The sequence below is a fragment of the Larkinella insperata genome, from assembly GCF_026248825.1.
GTDB classification, from domain to species: domain Bacteria; phylum Bacteroidota; class Bacteroidia; order Cytophagales; family Spirosomataceae; genus Larkinella; species Larkinella insperata.
Map to the genome: position 1 here is coordinate 3,500,958 of NZ_CP110973.1, position 26,717 is coordinate 3,527,674.

Sequence of the window (26,717 nt, forward strand, 5' to 3'; positions counted from 1 at the left end):
CGTGACAATTAAAAGTTAAGTTTAATACCTGCAGCCATCGTTCTGGGAACCGGATAGGACTCGTCGTCATTGTTCAGTTCGTTGCCCCCTCTTACGCCCGCATCCGGGTTGTTGCCGGGGTATTTCGTGAACATGAACAGGTTGTTGCCGGTCACAAAAATCCGGGCATTGCTCAGAACCGACTTAACGCGGGGGAAGGTGTAGCCGATGGTGATGGTTTTCAACCACGTATAACTTGCATCGTAAACATACCGCTCGCTGCTCTCCCGTGACCATTTAAAGTAGCTTGTGCCGCCCTGCGAGTTTTTCGCGTTCGGGTTGGAGCCCGGGTTGGAGGGCGACCGCCAGCGGTCTTTGGCCTTGTCGAGTACGTTGAACACGCCATCCATGTTCATCGTTGACGCTTCGATGTTCCGGTACACGTCGAAATCGTGAGCGCCCAGGAACATGATGTTGAAGTCGAAGTTTTTGTAATCGGCAGCTACAGTCCAGGCCCAGGTAAAGGCCGGGTTTGGGTTGCCAATTTCCACCATATCCTGCGTATCGTACGAAATCTGACCATCGCCGTTGGCATCCCAGAACTTCATAGCGCCCGGAATGGCTCCATCCTGTTTCGGCCAGGCTTCAATTTCTTCCTTCGTATTGAAAATACCCAGTTTCCGGTAGCCGTAAATCATCCCGATCGGGCGGCCCACTTTCTGTACGTTGTAACCGCCGTAGAAGCTGCCGTACCAGAGCGCGTCGTTGGCCCCCTTGATTGCCAGAATCTTGTTGCGGTTGAAGGAGATGTTGGCGTTTGTGCGCACGTTGAGGGCCCCCAGGCTGATGCGGTAATCCGCCCCAAGCTCAATACCGTGGTTCTCTACTTTTCCGATGTTATCCAAACTGGTGGTAAAACCGGATACCGCCGGAATCGAGATCGGCAACAGCATGTCGTTGGTGATCTTCTTGTAATACTCAAAATTGAAGTTCAACTGGTTGTTGAACAGGGATAGATCCATACCAATATCCAACTGATTGGATTTTTCCCACTTCAACCCGGAGTTGGCAAACGAACTGACCACCTTGCCCGGAGCGAAGGCGTTGCCCAGAATGTAGTTATTAGCGGTGACAAAGGCTAAACTTGGGTAATTACCAATGTCGTTGTTTCCGGTTACCCCCCAGCTGGCCCGCACTTTCAGGTCCGTCAGCCAGTTGGGTTTGGGGATAAACGATTCTTCCGTTATACGCCAGCCCACCGAAGCCGCCGGAAAATCACCATATTTGTTTTGCGCGCCAAACCGTGAGCTGCCTTCCCGGCGGTACGAAGCCGAGAACAGGTATTTATCCTTGTAGGAATAGTTGACCCGGCTCAGGAAAGCCAGCATTGTCCAGCCAAACTCGTAAGAGTTTGCCGAGCGGATCGAAGCCGCCCCCAGATACGGAACCATATCGTCCGGGAAGGTATTCCCCGAACCCGTAAACCCACGGACCCGCTCCTGCTGGGCGGTGTAGCCTACAAGTGCGTCAAAGCTGTGGTTGTCCCCAATTTTAGGCGTGTAGGTCAGCAGTTGATCAAGGGCGTAATTGGTCAATTCTTCCGTATTATCGGATTGCGTGGCAATACGCGGGGGAGCACCCGCCGTACCGTTTGCTACCGACAAACCAATGGTTGAAGGGACAAACTCTTTGTAGGTGTTGTTGTTGAGCTTGATGTTGGCCGAAGTCCGGAATTTAAAGTTTTTCAGAAAAGAAACTTCGATAAAACCGTTGCCCAGCACATCTGCGATGTTTCTTCGCCGAAGAACGTTTTCCAGTACGAAAAGCGGATTCGGAAACCCAAAAACCCCGTCAACCCCGTTGATGTACGGGATGAGTGAGCCGTCTTCGTTGTAAGGCGTAGCGCGCGGGTCCATCAGCAAGGCTCCACCCACCAGGGCGCTCCGGCCGTTGGTGTTGGCCAGGTTATTTTTGGTATAGGAACCGTTGATGTTCAGACCGACATTGATGAACTTGTTGACCTGACCGCCCAGGTTCGTCCGCACGGAAATCCGATCGTAGTTAGTCTGTTTGATGGTTCCGTTTTCTTTGTAGTAACCAACTGACAGCAATGCTTTGAGCGGGCCCCCGCCCGACGATATGGTCAGGTTGGCGTCGCTATAGGGGGCATTTTTCTGCATGATCAGGTCATACCAGTCCGTCGAATATTTGGTTTGTTCGGGATACCGGTAACCAATGGGCACTTCTTCAATTGACGGTTCGCGGCCCTGCAGAATGCGAATCTGGTCCATGAAAACGTCTTTCTTGAACTGCGCAAATTCCGGCCCGTTCAGCATTTTCACGCGTCGCGACATTGGTACAGTCTGAATACCGTAGTCCAGGGAAAAGTTGATGTTGGTTTTGCCGTCTTTGGCATTTTTGGTGGTAATCAACACAACACCGTTCGAGCCCCGGGCTCCGTAAATAGCCGTCGAAGCCGCATCTTTCAGAATGGAAATGCTTTCAATATCGTTTGGGTTCAGGTTTTGCCCCACATCGGTGCCCACCGGAAAGCCGTCGATAACGTACAGCGGGTTACTACCCGCCCCCAGTGAACCAATTCCCCGAACCCGGACCTCAAACGAGCCACCCGGCGTTCCGGCTTTTTGCTTGACAACTACCCCCGGAGCCCGGCCCTGAATGAGCTGGTTGGTGTTGTTGGAAGGTTGTTCACCAATGTCTTTCATACTGATTGTGGATACGGCCGAGGTAATGTCCTGCCGACGCTGTGAGCCGTATCCTACCACCACCACTTCTTCGAGAGATCGGTCGCCGACGGTCAGTTGGACATCGACTTTAGTGCGACTGCCAACGTTGATTTCCTGCGATTGGTAACCGACAAATGAATAAATCAGGATGGCATTGTTCTCGGGCACATCGAGCCGGTAGCTGCCGTCGGCGTTGCTGGTGGTTCCCCGGGTTGTTCCTTTCAGAACGATGCTGACACCCGGCAGGGCTTCGCCTTTCTCGTCTTTCACCGTTCCGGACACCGGGCGGTCGATGGCCGCGTTGGCCCGAACCGACAGGCTCAGGATCGCCAGTAAAAGCAGGCATAGGCGAGTGAGCGAAACCTTCCTTAAAGTGCCCGGTAAAGGCCGTGTTGGTAAGCGTTTTTTCATTGCTCTTTTTGTTAAGGGATGGACTAAACAGATGATAGTTACAGTTGCACTGCCTGCTGGAAAGTAGGAAGCAGGGATGTTGCATGCGGGGAAAGATTCTCCCGACGCACTGTTGAAAAAGAGTTGGGTGGTTAGTCAGTCGGTGCTGTGGGAAGGCGCATAAGGGTTGAAAGTAAGGGTTAGGAATAAGTAAGTAATTCGATACGCGTTACGAGCCGTCGTGCTTTCGCCACGGCTTCAAAGTAGAATCCATTTTAGCCCGAAGCCGCCGTTGAATCTTGGCCCAGAGCAGGGCTTCCTGCTGATCGTCGGATAGGGCGTTGGTTTTTCCGGCAGGTTCTGAACCCAATAGGCTATACCAATAGTCCATCACCTGTTGCTCTTCTGCGGAACAGGTACCGTCGATGTAGCGTTGAAGCAACTCTGAAAATCCGTTGCGATTCGTTTGCATGCTTGGGGATAAAGCCGGGACTATACAGCTAAGTCAATTCTGACTGGCGAAACCGCAAATCGTTATGTTGAATCATAGAATGTTTATATATAAGGGGGCCGGATGTCGAAACTTTATGAGTTTTGTCTTATTTGCCTTAATTGGGCAGTATCGCAACTTGGTAATAGCCAGCCACTTGGAAACACCAATCTGTGGTTCGGAAATCAGGAGGGTTGCGGGTGCCGAACAACACGCACAGGTAAGTACAGGATGCTGTCGCCTTGGAAAATGGGAATCTTAGAATATAAAATTGTTTTCCGTCAGTACTTTTCATACTGGCGGGTACGTACCCTGACCCACTTTAGCGACCTTTTATGGAATACTCAATCTTGAGCGATGTTGTGTTAGTAAAGCTCTTGCAAGCAGGAGACACAGCGGCTTTTCAGACGATTTACCGAAGATACTGGCAACCGCTTTTTGCGGTAGCCCGTAAAAAGCTGTATTCAGAAGAAAACGCCGAAGAATTGATTCAGGATCTGTTTGTCGATCTGTGGGAGCGTCGGGAAACCCTTCAAATTGAGGATTTGAAAAAGTATTTGTTTGCGGCAGTGAAGTACAAGGTTCTGAATCATATCAAGGCCCTGCTGATTCGGCAGAAATACGAGACTTCCACGAACCGCGATGGGGCAGAGCTCGATTTTCAAACAGAAGACCTGCTGGCCTACGAAGATCTTAACAAAGCGCTGGAGCAGGGAATTGCCCACCTGCCCCACAAAACCCGGCAAATTTTCCGGCTAAACCGGCTGGAAAACCAGTCTGTCCGCCAAATTTCGGCTTCGTTGTCCATCCCCGAGCGCACGGTCGAATACCACATCATGCAGTCACTGCGCAGGCTGCGTTCTCATCTGAAAGAGTACGTTGAGGTAGTGTAACGGTTGCGGGTTTTTTCTGTCTTTTCGTCCGTGGAAAGATGGCAAAACTCAGCCGGAATCGTCGTAGTTTTAGCGAAAAATTACCGCAATGCGATTCCCTAAAACCGTTCGAGCTTTCTTTCTGCTGGCTTGGCTCCTGAGTAGCAACACCGTCATTAGTCAGGCGCAGCAACTTTCCCCGGCTATTCGCCTGAATCAGATCGGCTTCTACCCGAATGCCGCTAAAATTGCCATTGTCGTGGGCGAGGCATCCGACGAGTTTCAGGTAACGACGCCGGATTTAAAAAAGGTCGTTTTTAAAGGAACACTGAGCGCGGCCCGGCAAAATGCCATTTCGGGCAAAACCGCCCGGACGGCCGACTTTTCGGGCCTGAAAACCGCCGGGACGTTTGTTGTCGTGGTGCTGGGTGTAGGCCACTCGTATCCGTTTGAAATCAAAAATGACGTACACCGCGCCGTAGCCATTGGCTCGCTGAAAGGCTTTTACTACCAGCGGGTTTCGGTTGATCTGCCCGCTAAATACGCCGGAACGTGGAGCCGTCCGGCGGGGCACGTCCAGGAAGATACGCACGTTCGGGTGCATCCGTCGGCGGTGTCGCCCGGTCGTCCGGAGGAGACGGTTCTGTCGTCGCCGAGGGGGTGGTATGATGCCGGAGATTACAACAAGTACATCGTCAATTCGGGCATCACCGTGGGAACGCTGCTTTCGTTGTACGAAGATTTTCCGCAGTTCTGTCAACGGTTTGAAATCAATATTCCCGAAAGCGGTAATAAAGTTCCGGACCTGCTGGATGAGTCGCTCTGGAACCTGCGCTGGATGCTGACCATGCAGGACCCGGCCGACGGCGGGGTGTACCACAAACTGACCAATCCCCGCTTCGATGGCATGATCATGCCCGACAAAGCCAACAAAGAACGGTATGTCGTGCAGAAAAGTGTGACGGCGGCTCTGGATTTTGCGGCCGTGATGGCGCAGGCCGGGCGCATTTTCAAACCGTTCAGCCGGGAACTGCCCGGGCTGGCGGATTCGTGCGTGACGGCGGCCGTTCGGGCGTGGGCGTGGGCCCGCAAAAACCCGAACCAGCTCTACCGGCAGAACGAAATGAATGAAAAATTTGATCCGGATGTGCTCTCCGGTGAATACGGCGACCGCGACGCGAGCGACGAGTGGATCTGGGCGGCTGCCGAACTTTACGTGACCACGAAAGACGATGCCTATTACCAAGCCGTCAACCTGTTTCCCGACGATAAAATGCCATTGCCATCGTGGGCGCAGGTTCGGTTGCTGGGCTATTATACCCTGGCCCGTTTTGAAAAAAGCCTGAGTCCACTGGCTCAGAAGGACTTTCCGAAACTGAAAAAACAATTGATCAGTTTGGCCGACGGGTTGGTTCTGGACGTTGATAAACAGGCGTACCAGACCGTTATGGGCAAATCGGCGCAAGATTACATCTGGGGCAGCAGTTCTGTAGCCGCCAACCAGGGGGTTGCGCTGATTCAGGCCTACCGGTTGACCAACGACAAAAAGTATCTGCGCAATGCCCTGACCAACCTCGATTACCTGCTGGGCCGCAACGCTACCGGCTATTGCTTCGTGACGGGCTTCGGCGACAAACCGGTGATGAACCCACACCACCGCCCCTCGGTGGCCGATGGCATTGAAGCGCCGGTTCCCGGTCTGCTGTCGGGCGGGCCCAACGGAAACGCGCCGAAGCAGGATAAATGCGCGGGCTACACGGCTACATCGGCCGATGAAATGTTTATCGATGCTTCCTGCTCGTACGCTTCCAACGAAATTGCCATCAACTGGAACGCTCCGCTGGTGTACCTGGCCGGCGCCTTGGAAGCCCTGCAAAAAGCGCAGTAAAACCTGTTCGTTTAATTATGGATTACACCGTCATCCAGAAAATATGATTTTTCAGTGGGCTCGGGAACAACCCGGGCCTGTCTGTTTTTAGTGAGACAACTAGTTTGTTCCACCGGATTCGCGCAGCATCTCGACCCAGCCTTTGTAAACTTCCGCCGGGGCGTTGCAATCCAGCCGCTTGAATTTTACCCGTACCTGATAGAAATACATCCCGCCGGGCAAGTCTTGCCCCCGGTTGGTTTTACCGTCCCACCGCAGGCCCTCACCGCTGCTTTCGTAGACTTTCATTCCCCAGCGGTTGATAATGGTCAGCTCGGCCGACTCCACAAATCGCGGGCACCGCTGCGGCTGGAATACGTCGTTTTTACCGTCGCCATTGGGCGTAAAGACGTTAGGCATACCAAAAAATGGGCAATTATCCTTGCAGACCCGGTTGCTGGGCGTGCTTTCCTGTCCGCTCCGGCTGACCGCCGTAACCTGATAACAGCCCGCCAGCGAGGTCAGGTTTTCGTGCCGGTATGTCAGGGTTGCGGCATCGACCGTCGCCAGTAACTGCGGCTCATCGTCCTGGCAGGCCGTATAATACAGGTTATATTTCACAACATTCCGGTCGCAACTGCCCGTTGACGGGTTTTGCCAGGTCAGCGTATTGGTAAACGTGGGCTGGTTACAGAACGCATCATCGGCCAGACTGGCGCAATCGAGCTGGTCGATGGACAACACCGGCGGGCAGGGCCGGGTGGTATCGATGGGGATCGCGCAAACGCCCTGCGAAAAATTGTAGAGCAGCGTCGCCGAGAGGGGCGGGGAATACTGACCCGCCGTTTCGACCCGGTAGCAGTAACTGCTGTCGGTAGACATGGTGGCCGGAACGGTTCCGTCGGCGGCATACGTGTCACCACCCGTGTCGGTGTAAGTATAGGTATTCGCGCCCTGCACGGCAACCTCAGCAATGCGGTTAAATGGACCGTTGGGGCCGGTTTTGCTGCGGTAAATCCGGTGAACGCGGTTGTCGTTGCTCCAGGGCGTATTGGCCTGCCAGCTCAGCTGCACCCGACGCACCCCGGCCGTAGCGGTCAACCGGACTGAACTGGCATTTTCAGTAATATCAAGCCGTTGCAACTGGCCGGACGCCGGATCGGTGATGTAAAATTCGACGCGGTAGCGATACGCATTAGCCACGGTGTTCAGGCCCCGGTCGGTAAATACCGTGTCAGCGGCACCGGCCTGAAGCGTGGTGTTGATGGCGGCAACCTGCGCAAAATCGGTGCCAGTCAGGCCCGTTGCCCGCAGCAGACGGTATTGGTAGGGCCCGGAGCCATCGTTGGGGTTGATACCGGGCGGGCGCGTCCAGCGGACGGTAACGACCCCGCGGGCGGCATCGGTTGAATCGACGGTAACGTGGGTGATGAGCGGCACCTGTTCGGGCAGAGAAATACAGACCTCATCGGAAACCACGCTCTGTCCGCTGCCGGGGCGGGGGTACTGCACCACAATGCGGTAGCTGTATGCCACCCCGCGTGCCAGCCCGGCTGCGTTGTTGTTATCCGTAAAATTGGTTTGACCGATGGGTACCCGGCCCACTTCCACGTAACCCGATCCGGCGGGAATGCCCGTTTCGCAAACATCCGGTGTCAGGGTAGTGCAACCTTCCTTGCGGTAAATCACCATCTGGGCGTTGGCGGGCGGTGCGGTATTGCCGCAGGTGTAAGCCGACCACGACAAGGCAATGGCCCGTCCGGCCGCATCGGCTGTGGGCCGGGCCGTCAGGTTCTGCGGTTTGGGCGCGTAAACCCGGATCCGGAAAGAACCCAGCGTGGCGAGTTGCGTTTGGGTAGCGTGGGGGAAATCAACAACCCGGAAAATAACGTCATACGGTTCTGCGCGGACGTGGGCGCAGTTGGTCTGCCAGCGGAACGTGCCCGTGAGGGGGTTGTTCTGAACGCCGGAGGGCGTCAGCGTGGCGGTTGGATTGGCAACCAGGTTGAGGGTCGTACCATCGGCACCTTTGTTGAACGGGCCGCCGTAACCAGTTAGTTCGAGCCGGTTGCCATCGGGGTCGGTAGCCGTGATGGTTTCGTTGATGAGCGTTCCGGCTTCTACGCAAATCTCATCCGGTACCTTCAACTCGGGTCGTTTGTTGATGGAGGGCGTGACAATGATCTGCACATCCCGCACGATTTCACCGATTTTGACGCCATCCCGCCATTCTTCCACAATAAAAGCAATGTTGTACTGGCCTTGTTCGGCGGGCGAATCCCAGCAGACATCGCCGGTGATGGGGTTAACGGTCAGCGTTGCAGGGCCAGTACCGGCTTCGGTGGTGGGGTTGCGACCAATAGTTGCCGGATCGGTATAACCGGCCACGGGCAGCGGGCTGCAGGAAGCGTCGTCGTTTTCAAACTGCCTTCCGGAAGGAACGTATAGCCGGTAAGCCAGGCTATCGCCGTCGGCATCGAAAGCGGCCGGGTTGTGGCACCATTTCTGGCCGACGCGGGCCGAATCTAAGGGAGGATTCAGCAGAACCGGGGTGCTGTTAAGACCCAGACCGGAGTTAACCACGATGGTTGTCCGTAGTTTGAAATTGGTCTGTACGGAGTTCGGAATGTTGCGCGTGCCTTCGTTTCGATTGACGATGGTGCAGCTTATATCGTAAGTGCCCGGGCCGGGGTAGGTGTAAGTGGTTCGGTAGATATTGATGGTTGTGTTGGAATTGATGTTCCGGGTTTCGGCATCGACGCGCGGCACCCGGCGCATTTGCTGCCCGACTCCAAAGCAAAAATTGACATCCCGCTGGGCGAGGGCGGCATCATACCCACCGCCGGACCCGCGCGTAACGTCGTAATACACGGTTAGGGTAATCTCGTAGGTCAGTGCCGTTGAGGAAATCCGGCGGGTGGTGATTTCGCCCGCCCGAACGTGCGTTGCCAGTGCATCCGATGCTGTTGCCAGACAAAAGCCTACACAGCAAAACAGGAGTAGAAACCTTTTCATAGGAGGAACCGTAAGAGATCAACGTATGCTTTATAAACGGCTGATTGTCCGGTTTCTGATACCGCTCCATCGGCTTTCCAAAAAATAAAGTCGTTTCACTGGTTTGCCGAAAGCTTCCAAAAAAAAGCCGTTCGCGGCTGGACGGAACGGCTTTAAAGAACTTCCCGCGAACGGTTTAACGATCCAGCTCGACCATTGCTTTGATAACACCGTTGGCCGGATTCAGCCAGTCGGCAAACTGGTCTTTTACCTGGCCGAACTGCACCCGGTGTGTAATGTAAGTTATGGGGTCAATCAGCCCCTGTTTCAGCGAGTTCAGAACGTGTTCGAAATCCTGGCGGGTTGCGTTTCGGCTGCTCATCAGCGTGGCTTCCCGCTTATGAAATTCCGGATGACTCAAACAGACCTCCCCCCGCTGTAAACCGACCAGCACATACCGCCCGCCGTGGGCCATATACTGGAACGCGTTGTTGATGGCTTTCAGGTTGCCGGTGGCGTCGATGATAACCGTGGACATATCGCCGTTGGTGATGCTGCGGAGCTGCTCGGTTACGTCGGTCGAGCGGGCGTCAATTGTGTACGGTACCCGTAACTTCGTGCGGCAAAAGTCCAGCCGGGCTTCGTTGATGTCCATCGCGATTACCTGCCCGCCCGCAATACGGGCAAATTCCATCACGCCCAGACCGATGGGGCCTGCACCAATCACCAGCACAAATTCACCCGCCTGAACAGCCGCCCGCCGAATGCCGTGTGCGCCGATGGACAGCGGTTCGGCCAGGGCCAGTTCGTCGAGACTCAACCCGTCGCCGTGCACCAGCGAATACGACGGAACGCTCAGGTATTCCACCATGCCCCCGTCCATGTGGACGCCCGAAACCCGCAGTTGGGCGCAGCAGTTGGTTTTTCCGGCCCGGCAGGCCACGCAGGTTCCGCAGTAGAAGTACGGAATGATGGTAACCTGTTCGCCCTTTTCGAAACCGGGGGCGTTGTCGAAATCAACCAGTTCGCCCGCCAGCTCGTGGCCCAGAATGCGGGGATATTCAAAAAACGGCTGCGTTCCTTCAAAGGCGTGCAGGTCGGTTCCGCAGATACCGATGCGCTTGATTTTGACAATGGCATGGCCCGGCGTCACTTCCGGTTTCTGGCCGGAACGGTATTCAAACTGGCCGGGCGTTGTGCAGACTAAGGTTTCCATGATAGGGGATGAGTACCGGTCCTGAATCCCAACAGTAGGCAGGTGCGACCGGGTTAAGTGCGAAGATGGTTATTGATGGCTAAATAATTCTACTCCAGGGGCAAATTGTTGCTATTTCTGGTAGAAAACCAGGACGCATTGGGCCACTTTCCTACATTAGACGGCCGTTTATTGAGCAGAAAAGCGGTTTTTTGCCGATAGCTTCTTAATTTGACCACCAACCTGAAGATTTTTCGATATGATCAAGTTTTACCTGAGTGCCTTGCTACTCCTGGGGGGACATTGTCTCGTCCGGAGCCAGTCGTTAGCACCCGTCGAAAAGAAAATTATCCAGACCGTGCGGCAGAACCAGCCCGATACGGAGAAGTTTCTCGAGAAAACCGTCAACATCAACAGCGGGACGCTCAACCTGGAAGGCGTGCGGGAAAATGGCAAACTGCTCGCGGCTGAGTTTGAGAAGCTAGGCTTCAAAACGGAATGGATTGCGCTGCCGGATTCGCTCAACCGGGCGGGACACCTGGTGGCAACCCGGCAGGGCAAACGCGGGAAAAAGCTGTTTTTGATTGGACACCTGGATACGGTTTTTGAGAAAAGTTTGCCGTTTGAACCCTTTACGCGCGTGAACGATTCGACGGCCACGGGGCAGGGCGCCAACGACATCAAGGGCGGCAACGTGCTGATTCTGGCGGCATTGAAAGCCCTTCACGCGCACGGTTTGCTGGACGATGTTTCGATTACGGCCTATTTTACGGGCGACGAAGAAAGCAGCGGTGGCAGCGAGAGCCGCCGGGATTTTATTGAACGGGCCCGCAAGTGCGACGTTGCGCTGGCGTTTGAAGGAGCGCAGGGGTTGAATACGGTAACAACGGGTCGGCGCGGTTCCAGCAGCTGGACGCTCAAGGTGGTCTCCCGAACGGGCCATTCATCGCGGGTCTTCAGCGATCTGGGCTACGGGGCCATTTTCGAAACCGCCCGCATTCTGAACGAATTCCGGCGCGTGCTGGGGCAGGAGCAATACCTGACGTTCAACCCCGGCCTGATTATCGGCGGATCAGACATCAAATACGACGACAAGGCCGCCAAAGGGGAAACCACGGGAAAGACGAACATTGTGGCACCGTTGGCGCTGGTGAAGGGCGACCTGCGGTTTATCACGGAAAAACAAAAAGAAAGCGCCCGCGCCCGGATGCGCGAAATCGTGGAAAAAAGCCTGCCCATTACCAAAGCCACCATTACGTTTGAAGACGGTATTCCGGCTATGGAACCGGCCGAAAAAAACGAGAAGCTGCGGGAGGTGGTCGATCAGATCAGCCGGGACATGGGGCTGGGGCCGGTTCAATCGGGGGATCCGGGTTCGCGGGGAGCGGGCGACGTTTCGTTTGTGGCCCAGTACCTGCCCTGTCTGGACGGTCTGGGCGCGTCGGGCAAGGGAGCGCATAGCATTGAGGAAGATATCAACCTGAAGCAATATCCCTTGCTGATTCAGCGGGCCGCCCTGCTGCTGTACCGCCTGACCCGCTGAAGCTGAATACGGTTTGTAGAAAACTATTTGAAGGCGGACGAGTTAATCCGATGTCCACGCTTAATTAGCTTATGAACCGTATTTTTCTCTCCCGAACGATCGCGCCGGTGTTGCTGCTGCTGATCGCACTGCCTCTTAAGGCCCAGTTTCGGCTCGACGTTGAATCGGGTCTGGTACTCGGAACGGCCTACACGGATGTCAGGATTCCGAATCAGGGCGGTACGCTCGTTGATCTGGCTCAGCAGTTGAGCACAAACCCCAAGGTATTTTACCGGGCCCGGCTGGGCTACACCATTGCCAACCGGCACACGGTTTCGGTTTTGTACGCTCCGCTGACAGTTCGTTATGAGGGGCGGTTCAACCAGGATATCAATTACAACAACGTCGTTTTTCCGGCAAACCAGCCGACGACGGTTTTCTACAAGTTTAATTCGTACCGGCTGACGTATCGTTACGATTTTGTGACCCGCGACCGCTGGCGGGTAGGGGCGGGGCTTACGGCGAAAATCCGGGATGCAAATGTGCGGTTTGAAGGCGAATCGCGGCAGACGGGTTACGATAACGTCGGGTTTGTTCCGCTGGTCAACTTCTACGCGGCATACACGCCCGGAGATCGTTTGACGGTGCTGCTGGAGGGCGACGCGCTGGGTGCGCGGGCGGGCCGGGCGGAAGATATTTTTCTGGGAGCGGCTTACAAACTCAGTCCTGCCCTGTCTCTAAAAGCGGGCTACCGGGTGGTGGAAGGCGGGGCCGATACGCAGGAAATTTACACATTTACCTGGATCAACTACGCATCAGTGGGCCTGCTGGTAACGTTTTAACATCTGGTTAGAATGACCGTGAGAAAAACGGTCTTGGAAAGCGGGAAATTATACCATAAAAAAGCGGCCACTCCAACGATTTGGGGTGGCCGCTTTAGTTATTTTCAATTAGTGCGTAGCCGTTAATTTTACAATTATTCCCGGGCCATAATAGAGCGCATAGTAGGTGTCTGTGGTGCTGCTGGAAAGAATGTCAACAGCGGTGACATACGGCGGAAGACCCGGCGAAAACAAATTTCCGCTGGCATTGCCCCCGTCCATCTCGCCGTTGGCCACGCGCGATGGGGTCGAAAAACCAAACTCCGTTACGATGGGCTTGTTGCCGGGCGTCAGCGCGATGCTGGTCAGGCCCGAGAATTTGTCCTGGTAAACCATGGGTGTAACGGGAGCCGCTGCACTGCCACTTACTTTATAAATGGCTGACAAACCGGTGGGGAACGGGAAGCCTACCAAGGTGGTGACCAAAAAGTCGGTACCGTTGAAAACAATCCCGGTCGGTACGGCATCGATGGTCGGCGGGCCCACCGGGGTCGGATTCGGAACGTCCGGGAAGACGGCGTAAACGCTCAGTGCGCCGTTGTCTTTGTCCCGGCGGATGATGGCATTGGCGCCCGCATCGGTGATAAACAAATCGCCATCCGGCCCGAATGTCAGATCATACGGGTTCGAATCCGCGGGGTCCGGCGCGTTGGGGTGAAAACTGCGAATGGTGGTTCCCAGGTCGATGCCGGCTAGTGAACTGGCCTGAATCGGAGCGCTGCTGCCGGGAACAAAGCCGGAAACGTCCACAATGTAGAGCTTATCTTCGGTGCCGTGCAGAATGTACAGTTTACCGTCTTTGTAAGCCAGGTGGTTAAGTCCTTCCGGCGAATTCTCGGGGCTCATGGCCGAAGCAAAACCGGCGATGGCGGTGAAGGTTCCGGTTGGGGTGATTACCGATACCTGCCCGTTGTTGACCGTGCCGCTCCCGGCCTGAGTAACCCACAAATTGCCCTTGTCGTCTTCGGCCAGGCCGATGGGCGACAGCAATCCGGCGGCTACCGGTGGTCCGGGGGCTGCCGTTAAGGTCATGGGGTTAGGAAACTGGTGGTCCTGAAGGAGCTGCTGGCAGCTTGTAACCGTGAACAGGCAGCTTCCGACAATCACTAGCGTCAGCAGCCAGCGAAGTGAAAAGGATGAGGTAGTCATTCCCGAAATGGTTTGAGGTATAAACGATTGAAAGGTAGAAGGAACTTAAATGAAATGCGTTGCAAGGTAATTTATCGGACAAATCAGTGTATTCATAATTTATTATCTGGCAGCAATTTTTTTGGTTGAAACCGCACGTTTCGCCAATCAACCGGATTTACCACCAAAAAGACAAAATGAGGTTTTTATTTAACGGTGAATTTGACAACGTGTAGGTAAAATTACTGTCTGAGAACTAGGAAAATAAGGCTTGCATATATGGTGATATTTGTCTTAATTTTCAGCGCCTTAACTCAAACAGTTCAATCTCTATACATGTGAAAACTTCTATCGTAATTGTCGTAGACCATCACTTGCTGGCCCAGGCGCTGTCTGACTTGATCCAGGAGTTTGAAACGTATGAAGTACGCTATGTCGCCGAAAATGGGCGCGACCTGATTCGGTACCTGGGCCGCGGAACCCTCCCGGACATGGTATTGCTGGATATCAGCATGCCCGATATGGATGGGTATGAAACGGCCAAGTACCTGAAAGAGCGCCATCCCGCCATTAAAGTGCTGGCGTTGTCGATGCGGGACCGGGGTGAAAGCAGTACCCGAAGTTATTTGCCCAAAGGCAACCGACCGGCCGACCTGCGCGAAGCCCTCGATCATCTCCGCACCAAAAACGATCGCTATTCCGAGTTCATGACCAACCGGATTATTCGGAGTCTGAACGGAGCGGCCAAGGGAATACCGCTGGAGTATTATCATTTCAGCGAACGGGAACGGACCTTCCTGAAAATGGCGTGCAGCGATATGACCTACGCCGAGATCGCCGACAAAATGTGCGTCAGCGCGCGGACCGTTGACGGGTACCGGGAGGCAATTTTTCAGAAAATGCAGGTCAAAAGCCGGGTTGGCATGGCCATGACGGCCGTTCGCTGGGGCCTGGTGAAGTTATAAGCCGATTATCTCCAATTTTTACTGTACTTTTGTACCGGTGTACGGCTGGGTGGTAACTACGGCCGTACATTGTTTTCATTCGGCTTCGGCGCGGAGCAGTCCGTGTCGTAACTACTGTTCCAAAACAACACCACATGGCGAAAGTTTCTGATCACATCCGTCAGGCAAACGGAAAAACGATCTTTTCAATTGAAGTTATCCCCCCCATCAAAGGCGACAATCTCAAAAATCTGCTGGACAACATTGAACCCCTGATGGAGTTCAAGCCGCCGTTCATCGATGTCACCTACCACCGTGAAGAGTACATCGAGCGGCCCGAACCCGATGGCACCATCAGCAAAATCATCACCCGCAAACGGCCCGGTACCGTCGGCATCTGTTCCGCTATTCTCCATAAATTTGGCGTTGACCCGGTTCCGCATGTTCTCTGTGGCGGTTTTACGCGGGACGAAACCGAGGATTTTCTGGTTGATTTGAATTACCTCGGCATTGATAATGTGCTGGTATTGCGGGGGGATCCGGCTAAACCGTTCGATACCTTCAAGCCCAAAAACAATGGGTATTCGTACGCCAGTGAACTGGTGGAGCAGGTGGCCAACATGAACCGGGGCGTGTACCTGCACGAGAGCGACCACACGATGACTCCCAGCGACTTCTGCATTGGGGTGGCCGCCTATCCCGAAAAACACTTTGAAGCCGTCGACCACGAAACCGATTTTAAATACCTGAAACTAAAGGTCGATAAAGGGGCCGATTACATCGTGACCCAGATGTTTTTCGACAATCAGAAGTATTTCGATTTCGTTCAGAAATGCCGGGATGCGGGCATTACGGTACCCATCATTCCGGGCCTGAAACCGCTGAGTACCCGCAAACAATTGCAGGTTCTGCCGCGGTTGTTTCACCTCGAAATGCCCCAGGATTTGGTCAAAGCCGTTGAAGGCTGCGAAAACGATGCACAGGCGCGGCAGGTAGGCGTCGAGTGGAGCGTGCAGCAGTGCCGGGAACTAACCAAAGCGGGTGTACCGGGGCTGCACTTCTATACGATGGGCAAATCGGATAATGTTATCAAAATTGCCCGGGAGATTTTTTAATAGCCTGCCTGTTTTCCGAAGGCGCTTTATCAGCGAGTAAAGCGCCTTCGGGAGTGGAGAAAGGAACTCTAAACCCACATTACCATGAAACTCACGCTGATTGGCCTGGCTTTTGGTCTGGCCCTGCACGCGTTGTCGGGCTTTGCGCAGGATGCGGCTTACAACCAGCCATACCGTCCTCAATACCATTTTTCGCCCCGCATCAACTGGACCAACGACCCCAATGGGCTGGTCTACCACGAGGGGGAATACCACCTGTTTTACCAGTACAATCCGAAGGGCATTCGCTGGGGCCACATGACCTGGGGCCATGCCGTCAGCCCGGATCTGTTTCACTGGAAAGAACTGCCCCCCGCCATTGCCGAAGACGAGAAAGGAATGATTTTTTCGGGCAGTTGCGTGGTCGATGCGAAAAACACGAGCGGTTTTAGCAAAAACGGCGCCGTGCCGATGGTGGCGATTTACACGAACCACCGCGAAAATAATCAGAGCCAGCACATTGCTTACAGCCTGGATAAAGGCCGGACCTGGACAAAATACGAGGCCAACCCGGTGATTGACCTGAGCCAAAAAGACTTTCGCGATCCGAGCGTGTTCTGGCACGAACCGTCCAAACGCTGGATTATGACGGTTGTGTTACCGACCGAGAAAAAAGCCCTTTTTTACAGTTCTACCAACCTGAAACAGTGGAACAAAACCGGCGAGTTTGCGTCGGCCGATACGCCGGGAAATATCTGGGAGTGTCCGGCTTTGCTGGAAATACCGGTTGCGGGGTCAAAGCGCACGAAGTGGCTGCTGTTCATTTCAATCGGGGCCGGAACGCCCGCCGGTGGCTCGGGAATGCAGTATTACATCGGCGATTTCAACGGTAAAGCGTTTCGTAGTGATTTCAAACAGGGTGATGTGCGGTTTGTTGATTACGGCAAGGATTACTACGCGGCCATCACGTACAACAACACGCCCCGCAAAATCAGCCTGGGCTGGCTCAACAACTGGCAATACGCCAACGACATACCGACGAATCCGTTCCGGGGGGCCATGACCCTGCCGCGCGAACTGAAGATCGTGCAGATGAAAAAGGGCTACGAGCTTCGGCAGGAGGTGGTGAAGGAAATCCGTCCGCTCGCGTCGGACAGCTTTCAGTGGCGCGGGCTCGACACCAAAGAATTAAACCGCAGCCTGGACTCAAACCGCATTAAAGGCGATGTTTACGTGCTGACGTTCGAAGCGGAGGTGACGGGCGCGGCTTCGGGCGATGTGGGGGTTAAAGTGCGGAAAGGCGGGGGCGAAGAAACGCTGATTGGTTACAACACCGCCCGTCAGGAAGTGTACGTAGACCGCACACGCTCCGGCAAAACCGATTTTAAAAAAGAGTTTAGCGGGCGGTTTGTGGCCCCGTTGAAGCGGGAGGATCTGGCGAATGGCCGGATCAAAATGCAGATTTTTGTGGACCGCTCGTCGGTCGAGGTGTTTGTCAATGACGGTCAGGTCACCTCAACGAATCTGATCTTTCCCAAACCCGACAGCCAGGGCTTCGAGTTTTTCGGCGACGGTTTTCGGGCGGTCACCATCCGGAATATTGAATCGGTCTGGCCGTAAGTAAGAAACTTGTCTTAAACCCACTCTGCCATGAAATTCATTCTGCTCGTTTTCGGGCTTCTGGTTAGCCCGTTTTTGTATGCCCAGCGGTCTGCTGCGGAAAAAGCCGTATTAGCGGTTGAGCAGCAACGGTTTGACGCGCAGGTTACCCGCAATTATGCCGTCCTGGAAAACGTGCTGGGCGATGATCTGGTCTACAACCATTCGAACGGGTTGCAGGACACCAAGGAGTCGTACATTCAGGCGCTCAAAGACGGCAAACAGCGCTACGAAGCCATTGGTGTTCAGGAGCAAAAGATTCAGATACACGGCAACACGGCAATTATCAGCGGTATTTGTCTCGTCCGGGCAACCAACAACGGGCAAACCATTAATTCCAAACTGCGCTACCTCGACGTGTATGTCAAGAAAGGTCCACAGTGGCAGATGGTGGCCTGGCAATCACTGAAATTACCGGATTGACGGTTTGGATACCTGACCAAGGCTACAAATGAAACATCTGTTACTAGTGATTGGGTTGTGCTGGCTAAGCGGATCAGCGTACGGACAGCAGGTGGAAGTTGATGGAGGCATTTGGACCGAGCCAGACATGACAGAACCGCAGTACCCGGGTGGAATGAAAGCGTTGGGGGCCTACATCAAAAAGAACCAGCGCCATCCGAAAGCGGCTCGGGAAAACGGCATTCAGGGGCAGGTATTGGTTCGTTTTTGCATTAATTCATTGGGGTACGTTCCTGATTCAACGGTTCGAGTACTGAGAGGTATTGGTTACGGCTGTGATGAGGAAGCCGTTCGATTAGTAAGATGCATGCGCAGGTGGAAACCCGCAACAGCATCGGGAAAACCGTATGCGGTAATCTATCATATTCCAATCCTTTTCCCACCCAGGCCATAAAAAAGGCACCGCGTGGAAGCCGACGGTGCCTTTAAACAATCCTAATCAAGAAAAATTTTAGACGGAGAAGCTTTCTCCGCAGCCGCAGGTCCGGCTGGCGTTCGGGTTTTTAAACTGGAACCCTTTGCCGTTCAGGCCGTCGGAAAAATCCAGTTCGGTGCCAGCCAGGTAGAGCAGACTCTTGCGGTCGACGTAAATTTTAATGCCTTTATCTTCCACAATGTGGTCGTTGGGTTGCTGAGCCGTATCAAATTGCAGATCGTACATCAGACCCGAGCAACCGCCACCCTGAACCGCCACGCGAATGGCGTAGTCGTCGTTCAGGCCATCTTTCTGGCGAAGTTCAATAATTTTATCTTTGGCTTTATCCGTTACCGAAACCATAGCAGTACGTAGTATTTAATCACTAAGGTAAAAACCGCAGGCCGAAAAGAAAAGTTTCTTCAAAAACTCCGCTGAACTCCTTTACTCTCTGCTCAACTCTGCGAAATAACTAGTTAACTTGGGCGAAAGAACGAATGCTGTTTCGCGGAGCTAAGCGAAGAGCAGCGGAGGTAAGCAGAGAACATGATGACGAATGTAGAGCATATTGGCATTGCGGTAAAGAGTCTGGTGGAGGCCAATACCTTGTTTACAAAGTTGTTGGGCGAAAAACCGTACAAAAGCGAAGCCGTTGAATCGGAGGGCGTGACCACCTCGTTTTTCAAAGTCAACCAGACCAAGATCGAACTGCTGGAAGCCACGCGGCCCGACAGCCCAATCGCGAAGTTTCTGGAAAAAAAGGGCGAGGGTATCCATCACCTGGCGTTCGAGGTCTCGGACATTCACGCTGAAATCGAACGCCTGAAAGCCCAGGGCTTTACTCCTCTGAATGAAACCCCCAAACGGGGCGCCGATAACAAACTCGTCTGTTTTCTGCACCCCAGGGAAACGAACGGGGTTCTGGTGGAGTTGTGTCAGGAAATTAGACCGTCCTGAATGGGGAGTAAACGGATTGATGAATTAACCGATATTTGATTATGCTAAAGCGTGTTTCCATCCAGAATTTTAAAAGCCTGAAAGACGTTACACTCGATCTTCAGAAAGTTAATCTATTGATTGGGCCTAATAATTCGGGCAAGACGAATTTTCTAAAGGCGCTGGAGTTTTTCAAGATAACGGGTGTACAATCTCAAAAGATTATGGATCTTGAGTCTGTTTCTTACAAGCATCAAAGAGTGAAAATCAAGTATGAATTCGATTTTGTTCAGAGTCCGAATGGATACATGACTCGAAAATTTGGTAAAAAAGATAGAGAAAATTACCATTATATTCAAACTGCTGAAATAAAAGATAGCGACTCTTATTTATTTGTAGAATGGAAAGATGATTATTGGTTTACTAATGAATTGGGAGAAACGACAAGTTTTCAAGCCTACGAGAGAGATAGGGGTGAGTTTTTCGATTATATATCGACCAAGATTTTTAGGCCAGACCCATCAAAACTCACTCAAACTGTCGAGTTCTCGGCAGATGAAACAACGTTATCATCTGACTGCTCTAATCTTATTTCCTTCTACTTCTATATAAATAGTAATTACCCAAAGATAGCAAAGGACATTCGGTATGATCTATCAAAATGTATCCCTGAGATTTCAAATTTTACAACACCACCAGTAAAAATAGGGAATGAAAGTTTGCTAGGGTTACGATTCTTTGATAAAGAAGAAAACGGTTATTGGGCCGATGAAGTATCAGAAGGGGTACTTTATTTCTTGTCTTTGCTTTGTATAATTCACCAGCCTAATCCTCCTAAATTACTTCTTTTAGAAGAACCTGAACGTGGTATTCATCCGCGTCGAATCCATGAAGTAATGAATTTTATTTTTCGGCTTGTGGATGAAAAGGATATTCAGATCATACTAACTTCTCATAATGAAAATGTTCTTAATGAATTTTCATCCCTGCCTGAATCTGTTTTTGTCTTTGATAAAAATGAAGAGGGGGCTACTTATGTTCGTAATTTGAAAAAGATTATTGATGATTCTCACGAACGTAGCCAAAAAGAGGGGTTAGAAGAAATTGATTTTACTGATGATTTAGGCAAAAACTGGATGTACGGCTTATTAGGAGGAGTGCCCACCGAAGAATTATGAAACTAGTAAAGTATGCATTGATTGCTGAAGGTTATTCCGAATACAAGTTTATACCAGTTTACCTTCAGCGAATGGCTTCGTCACTCGGATTACAGGTCAAACGAAGTAAAATTGACCTCTTAAAAAAGCAACCGAGCAAATCCAAGGTCTATGCTGAAGCTGCAAAGCTAGGGCAAAGCGCTTTTCAGGATGGTGCCGCTTTGTGCTTGATCGGTGTTGATTTGGACGATTCTGACCATACACCCGAACAGAGTCAACACGCAAAAGAGCTTAAGAAGCTTGAGGGCTCTGTTAAACAGATACTAAATAGATATGGTGACAAAATCAAGTTTTATGTGCCTGTCCAGGCGATTGAACATTGGTTGGCTTACCAAAAATATAAATTGGATGCGGGGAAATGTCCAACCAATAACAGCCTTGAAAGCAAACATCAGGACGACTTAAAAGCATTGGTTTACGGAGATAAGAAAGCCAAGCAGTGGAAAATGGAAGAAGTGACCCAGGCTATCGCCGAAAAAGCCGACTTTGACGAACTCGCACGGCAGTCCCGTTCGTTCAACCATTTCCACCGGCAAGTCGTTACATTCTTAAGCAGTCACTAAACCACACGGCCATGAACTACTACAATTCCATCATAGATACCATCGGCAACACGCCCCTGGTGAAGCTTAATAAAGTAACCAAGGGCATTCGGGGAACGGTGCTGGCCAAGGTCGAATATTTTAACCCCGGTAACTCGGTGAAGGACCGGATCGCCATCCGGATGATTGAAGACGCGGAGAAAGCGGGAATTATTCAGCCCGGCGGCACCATCATCGAAGGCACAAGCGGTAACACCGGCTTCGGGCTGGCGCTGGCGGCTATTGCGAAGGGCTACAAGTGCATTTTCACGATGGCCGACAAACAGTCGAAGGAGAAAATCGATATTCTGCGGGCGGTGGGAGCCGATGTGGTGGTCTGCCCCACAAACGTGGAACCCGACGACCCGCGCTCGTATTATTCCGTTGCCAAACGCCTGAACCGGGAAATTCCGAACTCGCTGTATCCCAACCAGTACGATAACCTCTCAAACACCGCCGCTCACTACGACAGCACCGGCCCGGAAATCTGGCGGGATACGGATGGGAAAATAACCCACTTTGCCGCGGGCGTCGGTACGGGCGGAACCATCTGCGGCACGGCCAAATTCCTGAAAGAGCACAAACCGGATGTGATGACGGTCGGGATTGATACGTACGGTTCGGTGTTCAAGAAATACAAGGAAACCGGTGTTTTCGACGAGCGTGAAATCTACCCGTACCTGACCGAAGGCATCGGCGAAGACATTCTGCCGCAGAACGTCGACTTCAACCTGATTGACCATTTTGTGAAGGTGACCGACAAGGATGCGGCCATCATGGCCCGGCGGCTGTCGCGCGAGGAAGGGCTTTTTGTGGGCTGGTCCTGCGGATCGGCGGTGCACGGGGCGCTGGAATGGGCGCGTGAACACCTGACCGACGAAGACGTGATGGTGATTCTGCTGCCCGACCACGGCACGCGCTACCTCGCCAAAATCTACAACGATACCTGGATGAAGGACCACGGGTTTCTGGAATCCCGCGAGTTTTCGACGGCCCGCGATATTGTCCGCAGCAAAAACGGCAAGGGAACGCTAACAACCGTCGGGCAGGACCTGAAAATAGGCGACGCCATCCGGCTGCTCAACCAGCACAGCATCTCCCAAATACCGGTGACCGATGCTGAAGGCGAAATTGTCGGCAGCCTGACCGACTCCACCATCCTGAACAAACTGATCGAAGACCCGACCGTGAAGGAGCTGAGCGTGGGCGAGGTGATGGACAAACCGTTCAAATTTGTGGCGCTCGATAATACCGTTGATGTGCTTTCTTCGCTCATCGACCGCGAAAACAAAGCCCTGCTCGTCCGCGACGAAAACCAGCAGGTCCACATTATCACCCAAGCCGACTTGCTGGCTGCCATAACGAGTTAAGAGTTAAAAAATGAAGCGTTGGCTCCGTTCGTTAGCCAGAATTTCGGCGGAGCCAACTCTTCACTATAAACTCTTAATTCTTAACTTTCACTTTCGGTTGTCTTCGCCCGAAACCATGCCCAGATAGCTCCAGTAGCGGCTTTCGGCGATTTCACCAGCGTTGACGGCTTCCTTGATGGCGCAGCCCGGTTCGTTGATGTGCAGGCAGTTGTGGAACCGACACTGGTTCAGGCGGTCGCGCATTTCGGGGAAGTAGTGGCTGATTTCTTCCTTTTCCATATCAGCCAGCCCCAGTTCCTTGATGCCCGGGGTGTCGATGATGAAGGTGTTGGGCGCAATCTCGAACATTTCAGCGAACGTTGTCGTGTGAACGCCCTTGTTGGCAAACGTCGATACTTCGTTGGTTCGGAGTTGCAGATCGGGAGCCACCGCATTGACCAGCGACGACTTGCCTACGCCGGAGTGACCGGACAACAGGCTGATTTTCTGGTCCAGCAGCAACCGGAACGCTTCGACGTTTTCTCCTTCCGTTGCCGATGTTTCGAGGCAGTTGTACCCGATTTCTTCGTACAGGCCGATGATTTCCCGTTGGTACTCCAGCCCTTCATCCTGTAAGATATCCGCTTTGTTGAAGACCAGCGTGGTCGGGATGCGGAATGATTCGGCGGTCACCAGAAACCGGTCGATGAAGCCCAGCGAGGTCCGGGGAAACGCCAGCGTGACGATCAGCACGGCCTGGTCGATGTTGGCGGCCAGAATGTGTCCGTGGGCGGTTTTGTGGACGGATTTTCGGATGATGTAATTCTCGCGGGGTTCGATGCCGGTGATGACCACGGTGTTTTCAATCTCATCTTCGAGCTCGAACTGCACGCGGTCGCCGACGGCAATCGGGTTGGTGACTTTCAGGCCCTGGATCTTGAATTTGCCTTTCAGCCGGGCGCGGTAAATGTGCCCGTCGTGGTTGCGGACTTCGTACCAGGAGCCGGTCGAGCGTATGATTAAGCCAGTTTGCAAAATAGTTGAGCGGGTTGTTACACAGGGTTGATCAGAGAACATCAAAGTTGATCAGAGGGTTTAAATATCGGATTAACCACTCGACGAACTCCATTTTTTAACAAAGTAACGTGAAAATTGATTAGCAAGCCCAAGTGAAAATGACCCAATTTCAGGTAGGTTAATGTTTGAGCAAGGTGCACGTCGGTCAATTCTTCAACGGTTTTTAGTTCTATTACTACCTTCTTCTCTACCAGCAAATCCATCCGATAGCCATGATCGAGTTTTACTTCTTTGTAAATGATTGGCATTGGCTTTTCCCGTTCAACGAATAGTCCCATCTTGCCCAATTCATAAGCCAAACATTCGCGGTATGCTGACTCCAATAGCCCAGGACCCAATGATCGATGGACCTCTATTGCCCCTTGCAGGACCCGCTGTGAAATTTGATTCAAAAGCATCTCTGATTGACTCTGATAGTCTCTGATTAACTCTGTGTAACAACCCCTTTTACTACCTCCATTACTTTAGACGTAGCGCCCGTATTTCGGGTAACATAATCACCAGAGATGGCCGAAGCCGTTGCCAGCGCGTCCGAATCCGCGTAAAGCCGCCGGAAAACCGTTTCGAGGGCCGCCGAGTCCGGTACCGGGAAAGCCGCTCCGGCCTTCGTCAGATCAACGGCTTCCTGAAACTTGCCGTAGTTGGGTCCGAAGAACAGCGGCATCCGAAACGTAGCCGCTTCCAGAATGTTATGCAGCCCTTTCCCAAACGCACCGCCGATGTAGGCGAATTCACCGTACTGGTAGAGCGAAGAAAGCATCCCGATGTTGTCGATAATGAGCTGGTTGAACGGTTGAAGAGAGGAGTGGTTCGCGGCTTCCGAAAACCGGACGGTCGGGCCGGGGAGCTGACTACGCCAGCGCTCAATTTCGTCGTCGTGGATTTCGTGGGGGGCAACAATGACTTTCAAGGGTTGATCGAAGCGGTTCAGAAACGGAATCAGCACGTCCATGTCGGCCTGCCAGGCGCTCCCGACCACCAGCAACGGCTGATCGGCTTTGAACGCCCGGGCAACCGGTATTTCTCGGCGGGCGTCGGCCACCTGCTGCACCCGGTCGAAGCGCGTGTCGCCCGCCAGCGTCACGTTCGTTACGCCAATGCGCTGAAGCAGGTCGACCGACTCCTGGTTTTGAACCAGAATGTGGTCGAAATAGCGCAGAAACGAGCGGTAAAAACCGCCGTACGGTTTGAAAAAGATCTGGTCGGCCCGGAAAATGGCCGAAAAGGAGAGAATTGGAACCTGACGGTTTTTCAATTCCCGCAGGTAATTGTACCAGAATTCGTATTTAATGAAAAACGCGATGGACGGGTTCACCAACTGGACGAATTGCCGGGCGTTTTCGGGCGTATCGAACGGGAGGTAAAAGATAAAATCGGCCCCGGTGTAGTTCTTCCGGACTTCGTAACCCGAGGGCGAGAAAAACGTCAGCAGAATTTTGTAACCGGGATACCGTTGCCGGAACGCTTCGATAACCGGGCGCCCCTGCTCAAATTCCCCCAGCGACGCAGCATGAAACCAGGCGATGGGTGCGGCATTACCGGCCAATTTTGCTTTTATTTGTTCAGCCCATTGCTGACGTCCCGCAACGGCCAGCCGGGCTTTGGGATGAAATTGAGCCACCACCTGGAGCGTAGCCTGATAGAGTCGGATGGAGGTATTGTAAAGTGCAGCGAGCAAGCGGATGGTGCGTTGGTTCGAATTCGTAAAACTACAAACTTAACTCATACCCCCATGCAAACGTACGACACACTTGTCGAAGCCCTCGACGACCTGAACCGAAAAGGATTCACGCTCGACTTTAACCTAGCCGGCGATTCGCTGATTTGCCGGAGCAAAGACCTGCAACTGAGCCCGGAGCAATTTCACATTGTGGATGTTTACCGCTTCGAAGGCGTAAGTGACCCGGACGATAATTCAATCCTGTACGCCATCGAGTCGAAAGACGGGCAGAAGGGAACGCTCGTCAACGCCTACGGAGCGTACGCCGATGAGCTGTCGGACGAAATGGTGGAGAAATTGAAAATTGATTGATTTCGGGCGAAACTTTTCGGGCGCGATATGGCTTATATGGACGTAGTTACGTGTGAACAAGCATCATGAACTGGAACAAACTGCAAGACAACGCCCAATTAGACCAAATCCGGAACGAGTCGGCCGAACAGCCGGTATTGATTTTCAAACACAGCACCCGCTGTTCCATCAGCTCAACGGCATTAAGCCGCATGGAGCGCAACTGGAGTGATGCGGCCGGTATTAAGCCGTATTATCTGGACCTGATTGCCTTCCGCTCGGTATCAAATCAGGTGGCGGAGGACTTTGGCGTTCCGCACCAGTCACCGCAGGTCTTGCTGATTCAGAACGGTGAATGTGTTTACGACGCTTCCCATTTTGACATTTCGTTCGATGCCCTGAAACAGCAGGTTGTATCGGCCTAATTCAGCTATAGAGTAGTATCAAGCGCCGCGTCTGCCAAAGACGGGGCGCTTTTTTTGTTTTCAGCCGAACAAATATGCTCACCGAACCCGGAAATTAACCCCGTAGCGTAATCTTCGCCCGGTGGCAAACGCCCCCGATCGGCGGGTTAAATTTCGAGACGCTTACCTCGACGGTATCAACCTTGGGATATTTTTTACGGATTTCAACGATGATGTTGTGGGCAATGTGTTCGAGCAGCCGGGCGGGCTGCTGCATGGCCGCGTGGGTAATGTTGTACAAGTCGCCGTAGTTGACCGTCGTGCTTAAGCGGTCGAGCTGGGCGGCTTCGGTGAGGTCGGCGGTAACGGTTATGTCGACGGAGTACTTGTTACCAATCTTCTGTTCTTCGTCGTAAAAGCCGTGGTAGGCGAAAAATTCGAGTCCTTCAAGCGAAATGGTTCCCATGAGCAGCGAATTGACGGTTTTTCCGTCTTTCCCAACT

General features: G+C 52.9%; 25 protein-coding genes. 15 read left to right on the forward strand and 10 right to left on the reverse strand.

Features of this window, described 5'->3' with window-relative positions; all coding sequences use genetic code 11:
• Nucleotides 1-8: 8 nt before the first annotated feature.
• Nucleotides 9-3,137 (reverse strand): SusC/RagA family TonB-linked outer membrane protein, encoded by a 3,129-nt coding sequence (locus OQ371_RS14025; RefSeq protein WP_265988620.1) that lies wholly within the window; start codon nt 3,135-3,137, stop codon nt 9-11.
• A gap of 208 nt (nt 3,138-3,345) precedes the next feature.
• The gene (locus OQ371_RS14030; protein WP_265988622.1) at nt 3,346-3,588 is read right to left on the reverse strand and encodes a hypothetical protein; all 243 of its coding nucleotides are present in this window, start codon (nt 3,586-3,588) and stop codon (nt 3,346-3,348) included.
• A 395-nt stretch (nt 3,589-3,983) separates the two neighbouring features.
• On the opposite strand from OQ371_RS14030, the gene OQ371_RS14035 reads away from it, so the two are divergent.
• Both OQ371_RS14035 and OQ371_RS14040 read left to right on the forward strand, forming a co-directional pair.
• Nucleotides 3,984-4,499, forward strand: a complete 516-nt coding sequence (locus tag OQ371_RS14035) for an RNA polymerase sigma-70 factor (RefSeq protein WP_265988623.1) — start codon at nt 3,984-3,986, stop codon at nt 4,497-4,499.
• Between the two features lie 88 nt (nt 4,500-4,587).
• Nucleotides 4,588-6,366 (forward strand): glycoside hydrolase family 9 protein, encoded by a 1,779-nt coding sequence (locus tag OQ371_RS14040; protein WP_265988624.1) that lies wholly within the window; start codon nt 4,588-4,590, stop codon nt 6,364-6,366.
• Nucleotides 6,367-6,465: 99 nt separating this feature from the next.
• On the opposite strand, the gene OQ371_RS14045 is transcribed toward OQ371_RS14040, so the two are convergent.
• Together OQ371_RS14045 and OQ371_RS14050 are read right to left on the reverse strand one after the other, a co-directional pair.
• Complete coding sequence (locus OQ371_RS14045) at nt 6,466-9,360, reverse strand: T9SS type B sorting domain-containing protein (RefSeq protein ID WP_265988625.1); 2,895 nt, start codon at nt 9,358-9,360, stop codon at nt 6,466-6,468.
• 175 nt (nt 9,361-9,535) lie between these two features.
• A complete protein-coding gene (locus OQ371_RS14050) occupies nt 9,536-10,555 on the reverse strand; it encodes a zinc-binding alcohol dehydrogenase family protein (RefSeq protein WP_265988626.1) in 1,020 nt (339 codons plus the stop codon).
• A 238-nt stretch (nt 10,556-10,793) separates the two neighbouring features.
• On the opposite strand from OQ371_RS14050, the gene OQ371_RS14055 reads away from it, so the two are divergent.
• Both OQ371_RS14055 and OQ371_RS14060 read left to right on the forward strand, forming a co-directional pair.
• Nucleotides 10,794-12,077, forward strand: coding sequence for a M20/M25/M40 family metallo-hydrolase (locus tag OQ371_RS14055; protein ID WP_265988627.1), 1,284 nt, complete (start codon nt 10,794-10,796; stop codon nt 12,075-12,077).
• Between the two features lie 71 nt (nt 12,078-12,148).
• The gene (locus tag OQ371_RS14060; protein WP_265988628.1) at nt 12,149-12,898 is read left to right on the forward strand and encodes a porin family protein; all 750 of its coding nucleotides are present in this window, start codon (nt 12,149-12,151) and stop codon (nt 12,896-12,898) included.
• A 108-nt stretch (nt 12,899-13,006) separates the two neighbouring features.
• On the opposite strand, the gene OQ371_RS14065 is transcribed toward OQ371_RS14060, so the two are convergent.
• The gene (locus OQ371_RS14065; protein ID WP_265988629.1) at nt 13,007-14,086 is read right to left on the reverse strand and encodes a ScyD/ScyE family protein; all 1,080 of its coding nucleotides are present in this window, start codon (nt 14,084-14,086) and stop codon (nt 13,007-13,009) included.
• Nucleotides 14,087-14,403: 317 nt separating this feature from the next.
• Here OQ371_RS14065 and OQ371_RS14070 point away from each other — a divergent pair, with 317 nt between their 5' ends.
• The 5 genes from OQ371_RS14070 to OQ371_RS26345 all read left to right on the forward strand — a co-directional run bounded on the left by OQ371_RS14070 (nt 14,404) and on the right by OQ371_RS26345 (nt 18,618).
• Nucleotides 14,404-15,030 carry a response regulator transcription factor gene (locus tag OQ371_RS14070; protein WP_265988630.1) on the forward strand — a complete coding sequence of 209 codons (627 nt, stop codon included), beginning with the start codon at nt 14,404-14,406 and terminating at the stop codon, nt 15,028-15,030.
• A 134-nt stretch (nt 15,031-15,164) separates the two neighbouring features.
• A complete protein-coding gene (gene metF / locus OQ371_RS14075; protein ID WP_265988632.1) occupies nt 15,165-16,124 on the forward strand; it encodes a methylenetetrahydrofolate reductase [NAD(P)H] in 960 nt (319 codons plus the stop codon).
• An 84-nt stretch (nt 16,125-16,208) separates the two neighbouring features.
• Nucleotides 16,209-17,723, forward strand: a complete 1,515-nt coding sequence (locus OQ371_RS14080) for a glycoside hydrolase family 32 protein (protein WP_265988634.1) — start codon at nt 16,209-16,211, stop codon at nt 17,721-17,723.
• 30 nt (nt 17,724-17,753) lie between these two features.
• Nucleotides 17,754-18,185, forward strand: a complete 432-nt coding sequence (locus OQ371_RS14085; protein ID WP_265988635.1) for a nuclear transport factor 2 family protein — start codon at nt 17,754-17,756, stop codon at nt 18,183-18,185.
• Nucleotides 18,186-18,339: 154 nt separating this feature from the next.
• A complete protein-coding gene (locus OQ371_RS26345; protein WP_374761451.1) occupies nt 18,340-18,618 on the forward strand; it encodes an energy transducer TonB in 279 nt (92 codons plus the stop codon).
• 57 nt (nt 18,619-18,675) lie between these two features.
• On the opposite strand, the gene OQ371_RS14090 is transcribed toward OQ371_RS26345, so the two are convergent.
• The gene (locus tag OQ371_RS14090) at nt 18,676-19,002 is read right to left on the reverse strand and encodes a HesB/IscA family protein (RefSeq protein WP_111627125.1); all 327 of its coding nucleotides are present in this window, start codon (nt 19,000-19,002) and stop codon (nt 18,676-18,678) included.
• Nucleotides 19,003-19,185: 183 nt separating this feature from the next.
• Here OQ371_RS14090 and mce point away from each other — a divergent pair, with 183 nt between their 5' ends.
• Genes mce through OQ371_RS14110 form a run of 4 tightly spaced genes read left to right on the forward strand, consistent with a single transcriptional unit; the run spans nt 19,186 to nt 22,743 of the window.
• Entirely contained in the window at nt 19,186-19,596 is a 411-nt protein-coding gene (gene mce / locus OQ371_RS14095; protein ID WP_265988637.1) for a methylmalonyl-CoA epimerase, read from the forward strand.
• A gap of 41 nt (nt 19,597-19,637) precedes the next feature.
• On the forward strand, nt 19,638-20,753 hold the full coding sequence (locus OQ371_RS14100; RefSeq protein ID WP_265988638.1) for an AAA family ATPase: 1,116 nt from the start codon (nt 19,638-19,640) through the stop codon (nt 20,751-20,753).
• Nucleotides 20,750-21,355, forward strand: a complete 606-nt coding sequence (locus tag OQ371_RS14105; protein WP_265988639.1) for a DUF4276 family protein — start codon at nt 20,750-20,752, stop codon at nt 21,353-21,355. The genes OQ371_RS14100 and OQ371_RS14105 overlap by 4 nt, the downstream gene beginning before the upstream one ends.
• An 11-nt stretch (nt 21,356-21,366) precedes the next feature.
• On the forward strand, nt 21,367-22,743 hold the full coding sequence (locus OQ371_RS14110) for a cystathionine beta-synthase (RefSeq protein WP_265988640.1): 1,377 nt from the start codon (nt 21,367-21,369) through the stop codon (nt 22,741-22,743).
• A gap of 87 nt (nt 22,744-22,830) precedes the next feature.
• Here the strand turns inward: OQ371_RS14110 and rsgA are convergent, their stop codons facing one another.
• The 3 genes from rsgA to OQ371_RS14125 are packed head-to-tail and all read right to left on the reverse strand — an operon-like array spanning nt 22,831 to nt 25,477.
• Nucleotides 22,831-23,757, reverse strand: a complete 927-nt coding sequence (gene rsgA, locus OQ371_RS14115) for a ribosome small subunit-dependent GTPase A (protein ID WP_265988642.1) — start codon at nt 23,755-23,757, stop codon at nt 22,831-22,833.
• Between the two features lie 41 nt (nt 23,758-23,798).
• The gene (locus OQ371_RS14120; RefSeq protein WP_265988643.1) at nt 23,799-24,197 is read right to left on the reverse strand and encodes a GxxExxY protein; all 399 of its coding nucleotides are present in this window, start codon (nt 24,195-24,197) and stop codon (nt 23,799-23,801) included.
• A gap of 26 nt (nt 24,198-24,223) precedes the next feature.
• Nucleotides 24,224-25,477: a 3-deoxy-D-manno-octulosonic acid transferase gene (locus tag OQ371_RS14125; RefSeq protein WP_265988645.1), complete on the reverse strand. Its 1,254-nt coding sequence runs from the start codon at nt 25,475-25,477 to the stop codon at nt 24,224-24,226.
• A gap of 54 nt (nt 25,478-25,531) precedes the next feature.
• Here OQ371_RS14125 and OQ371_RS14130 point away from each other — a divergent pair, with 54 nt between their 5' ends.
• Together OQ371_RS14130 and ytxJ are read left to right on the forward strand one after the other, a co-directional pair.
• Nucleotides 25,532-25,831: a phosphoribosylpyrophosphate synthetase gene (locus OQ371_RS14130; RefSeq protein ID WP_265988647.1), complete on the forward strand. Its 300-nt coding sequence runs from the start codon at nt 25,532-25,534 to the stop codon at nt 25,829-25,831.
• Nucleotides 25,832-25,896: 65 nt separating this feature from the next.
• Entirely contained in the window at nt 25,897-26,235 is a 339-nt protein-coding gene (gene ytxJ, locus OQ371_RS14135; protein WP_265988648.1) for a bacillithiol system redox-active protein YtxJ, read from the forward strand.
• 94 nt (nt 26,236-26,329) lie between these two features.
• Here the strand turns inward: ytxJ and folB are convergent, their stop codons facing one another.
• Nucleotides 26,330-26,680: a dihydroneopterin aldolase gene (gene folB, locus OQ371_RS14140; protein WP_265988649.1), complete on the reverse strand. Its 351-nt coding sequence runs from the start codon at nt 26,678-26,680 to the stop codon at nt 26,330-26,332.
• Nucleotides 26,681-26,717 lie beyond the last annotated feature (37 nt).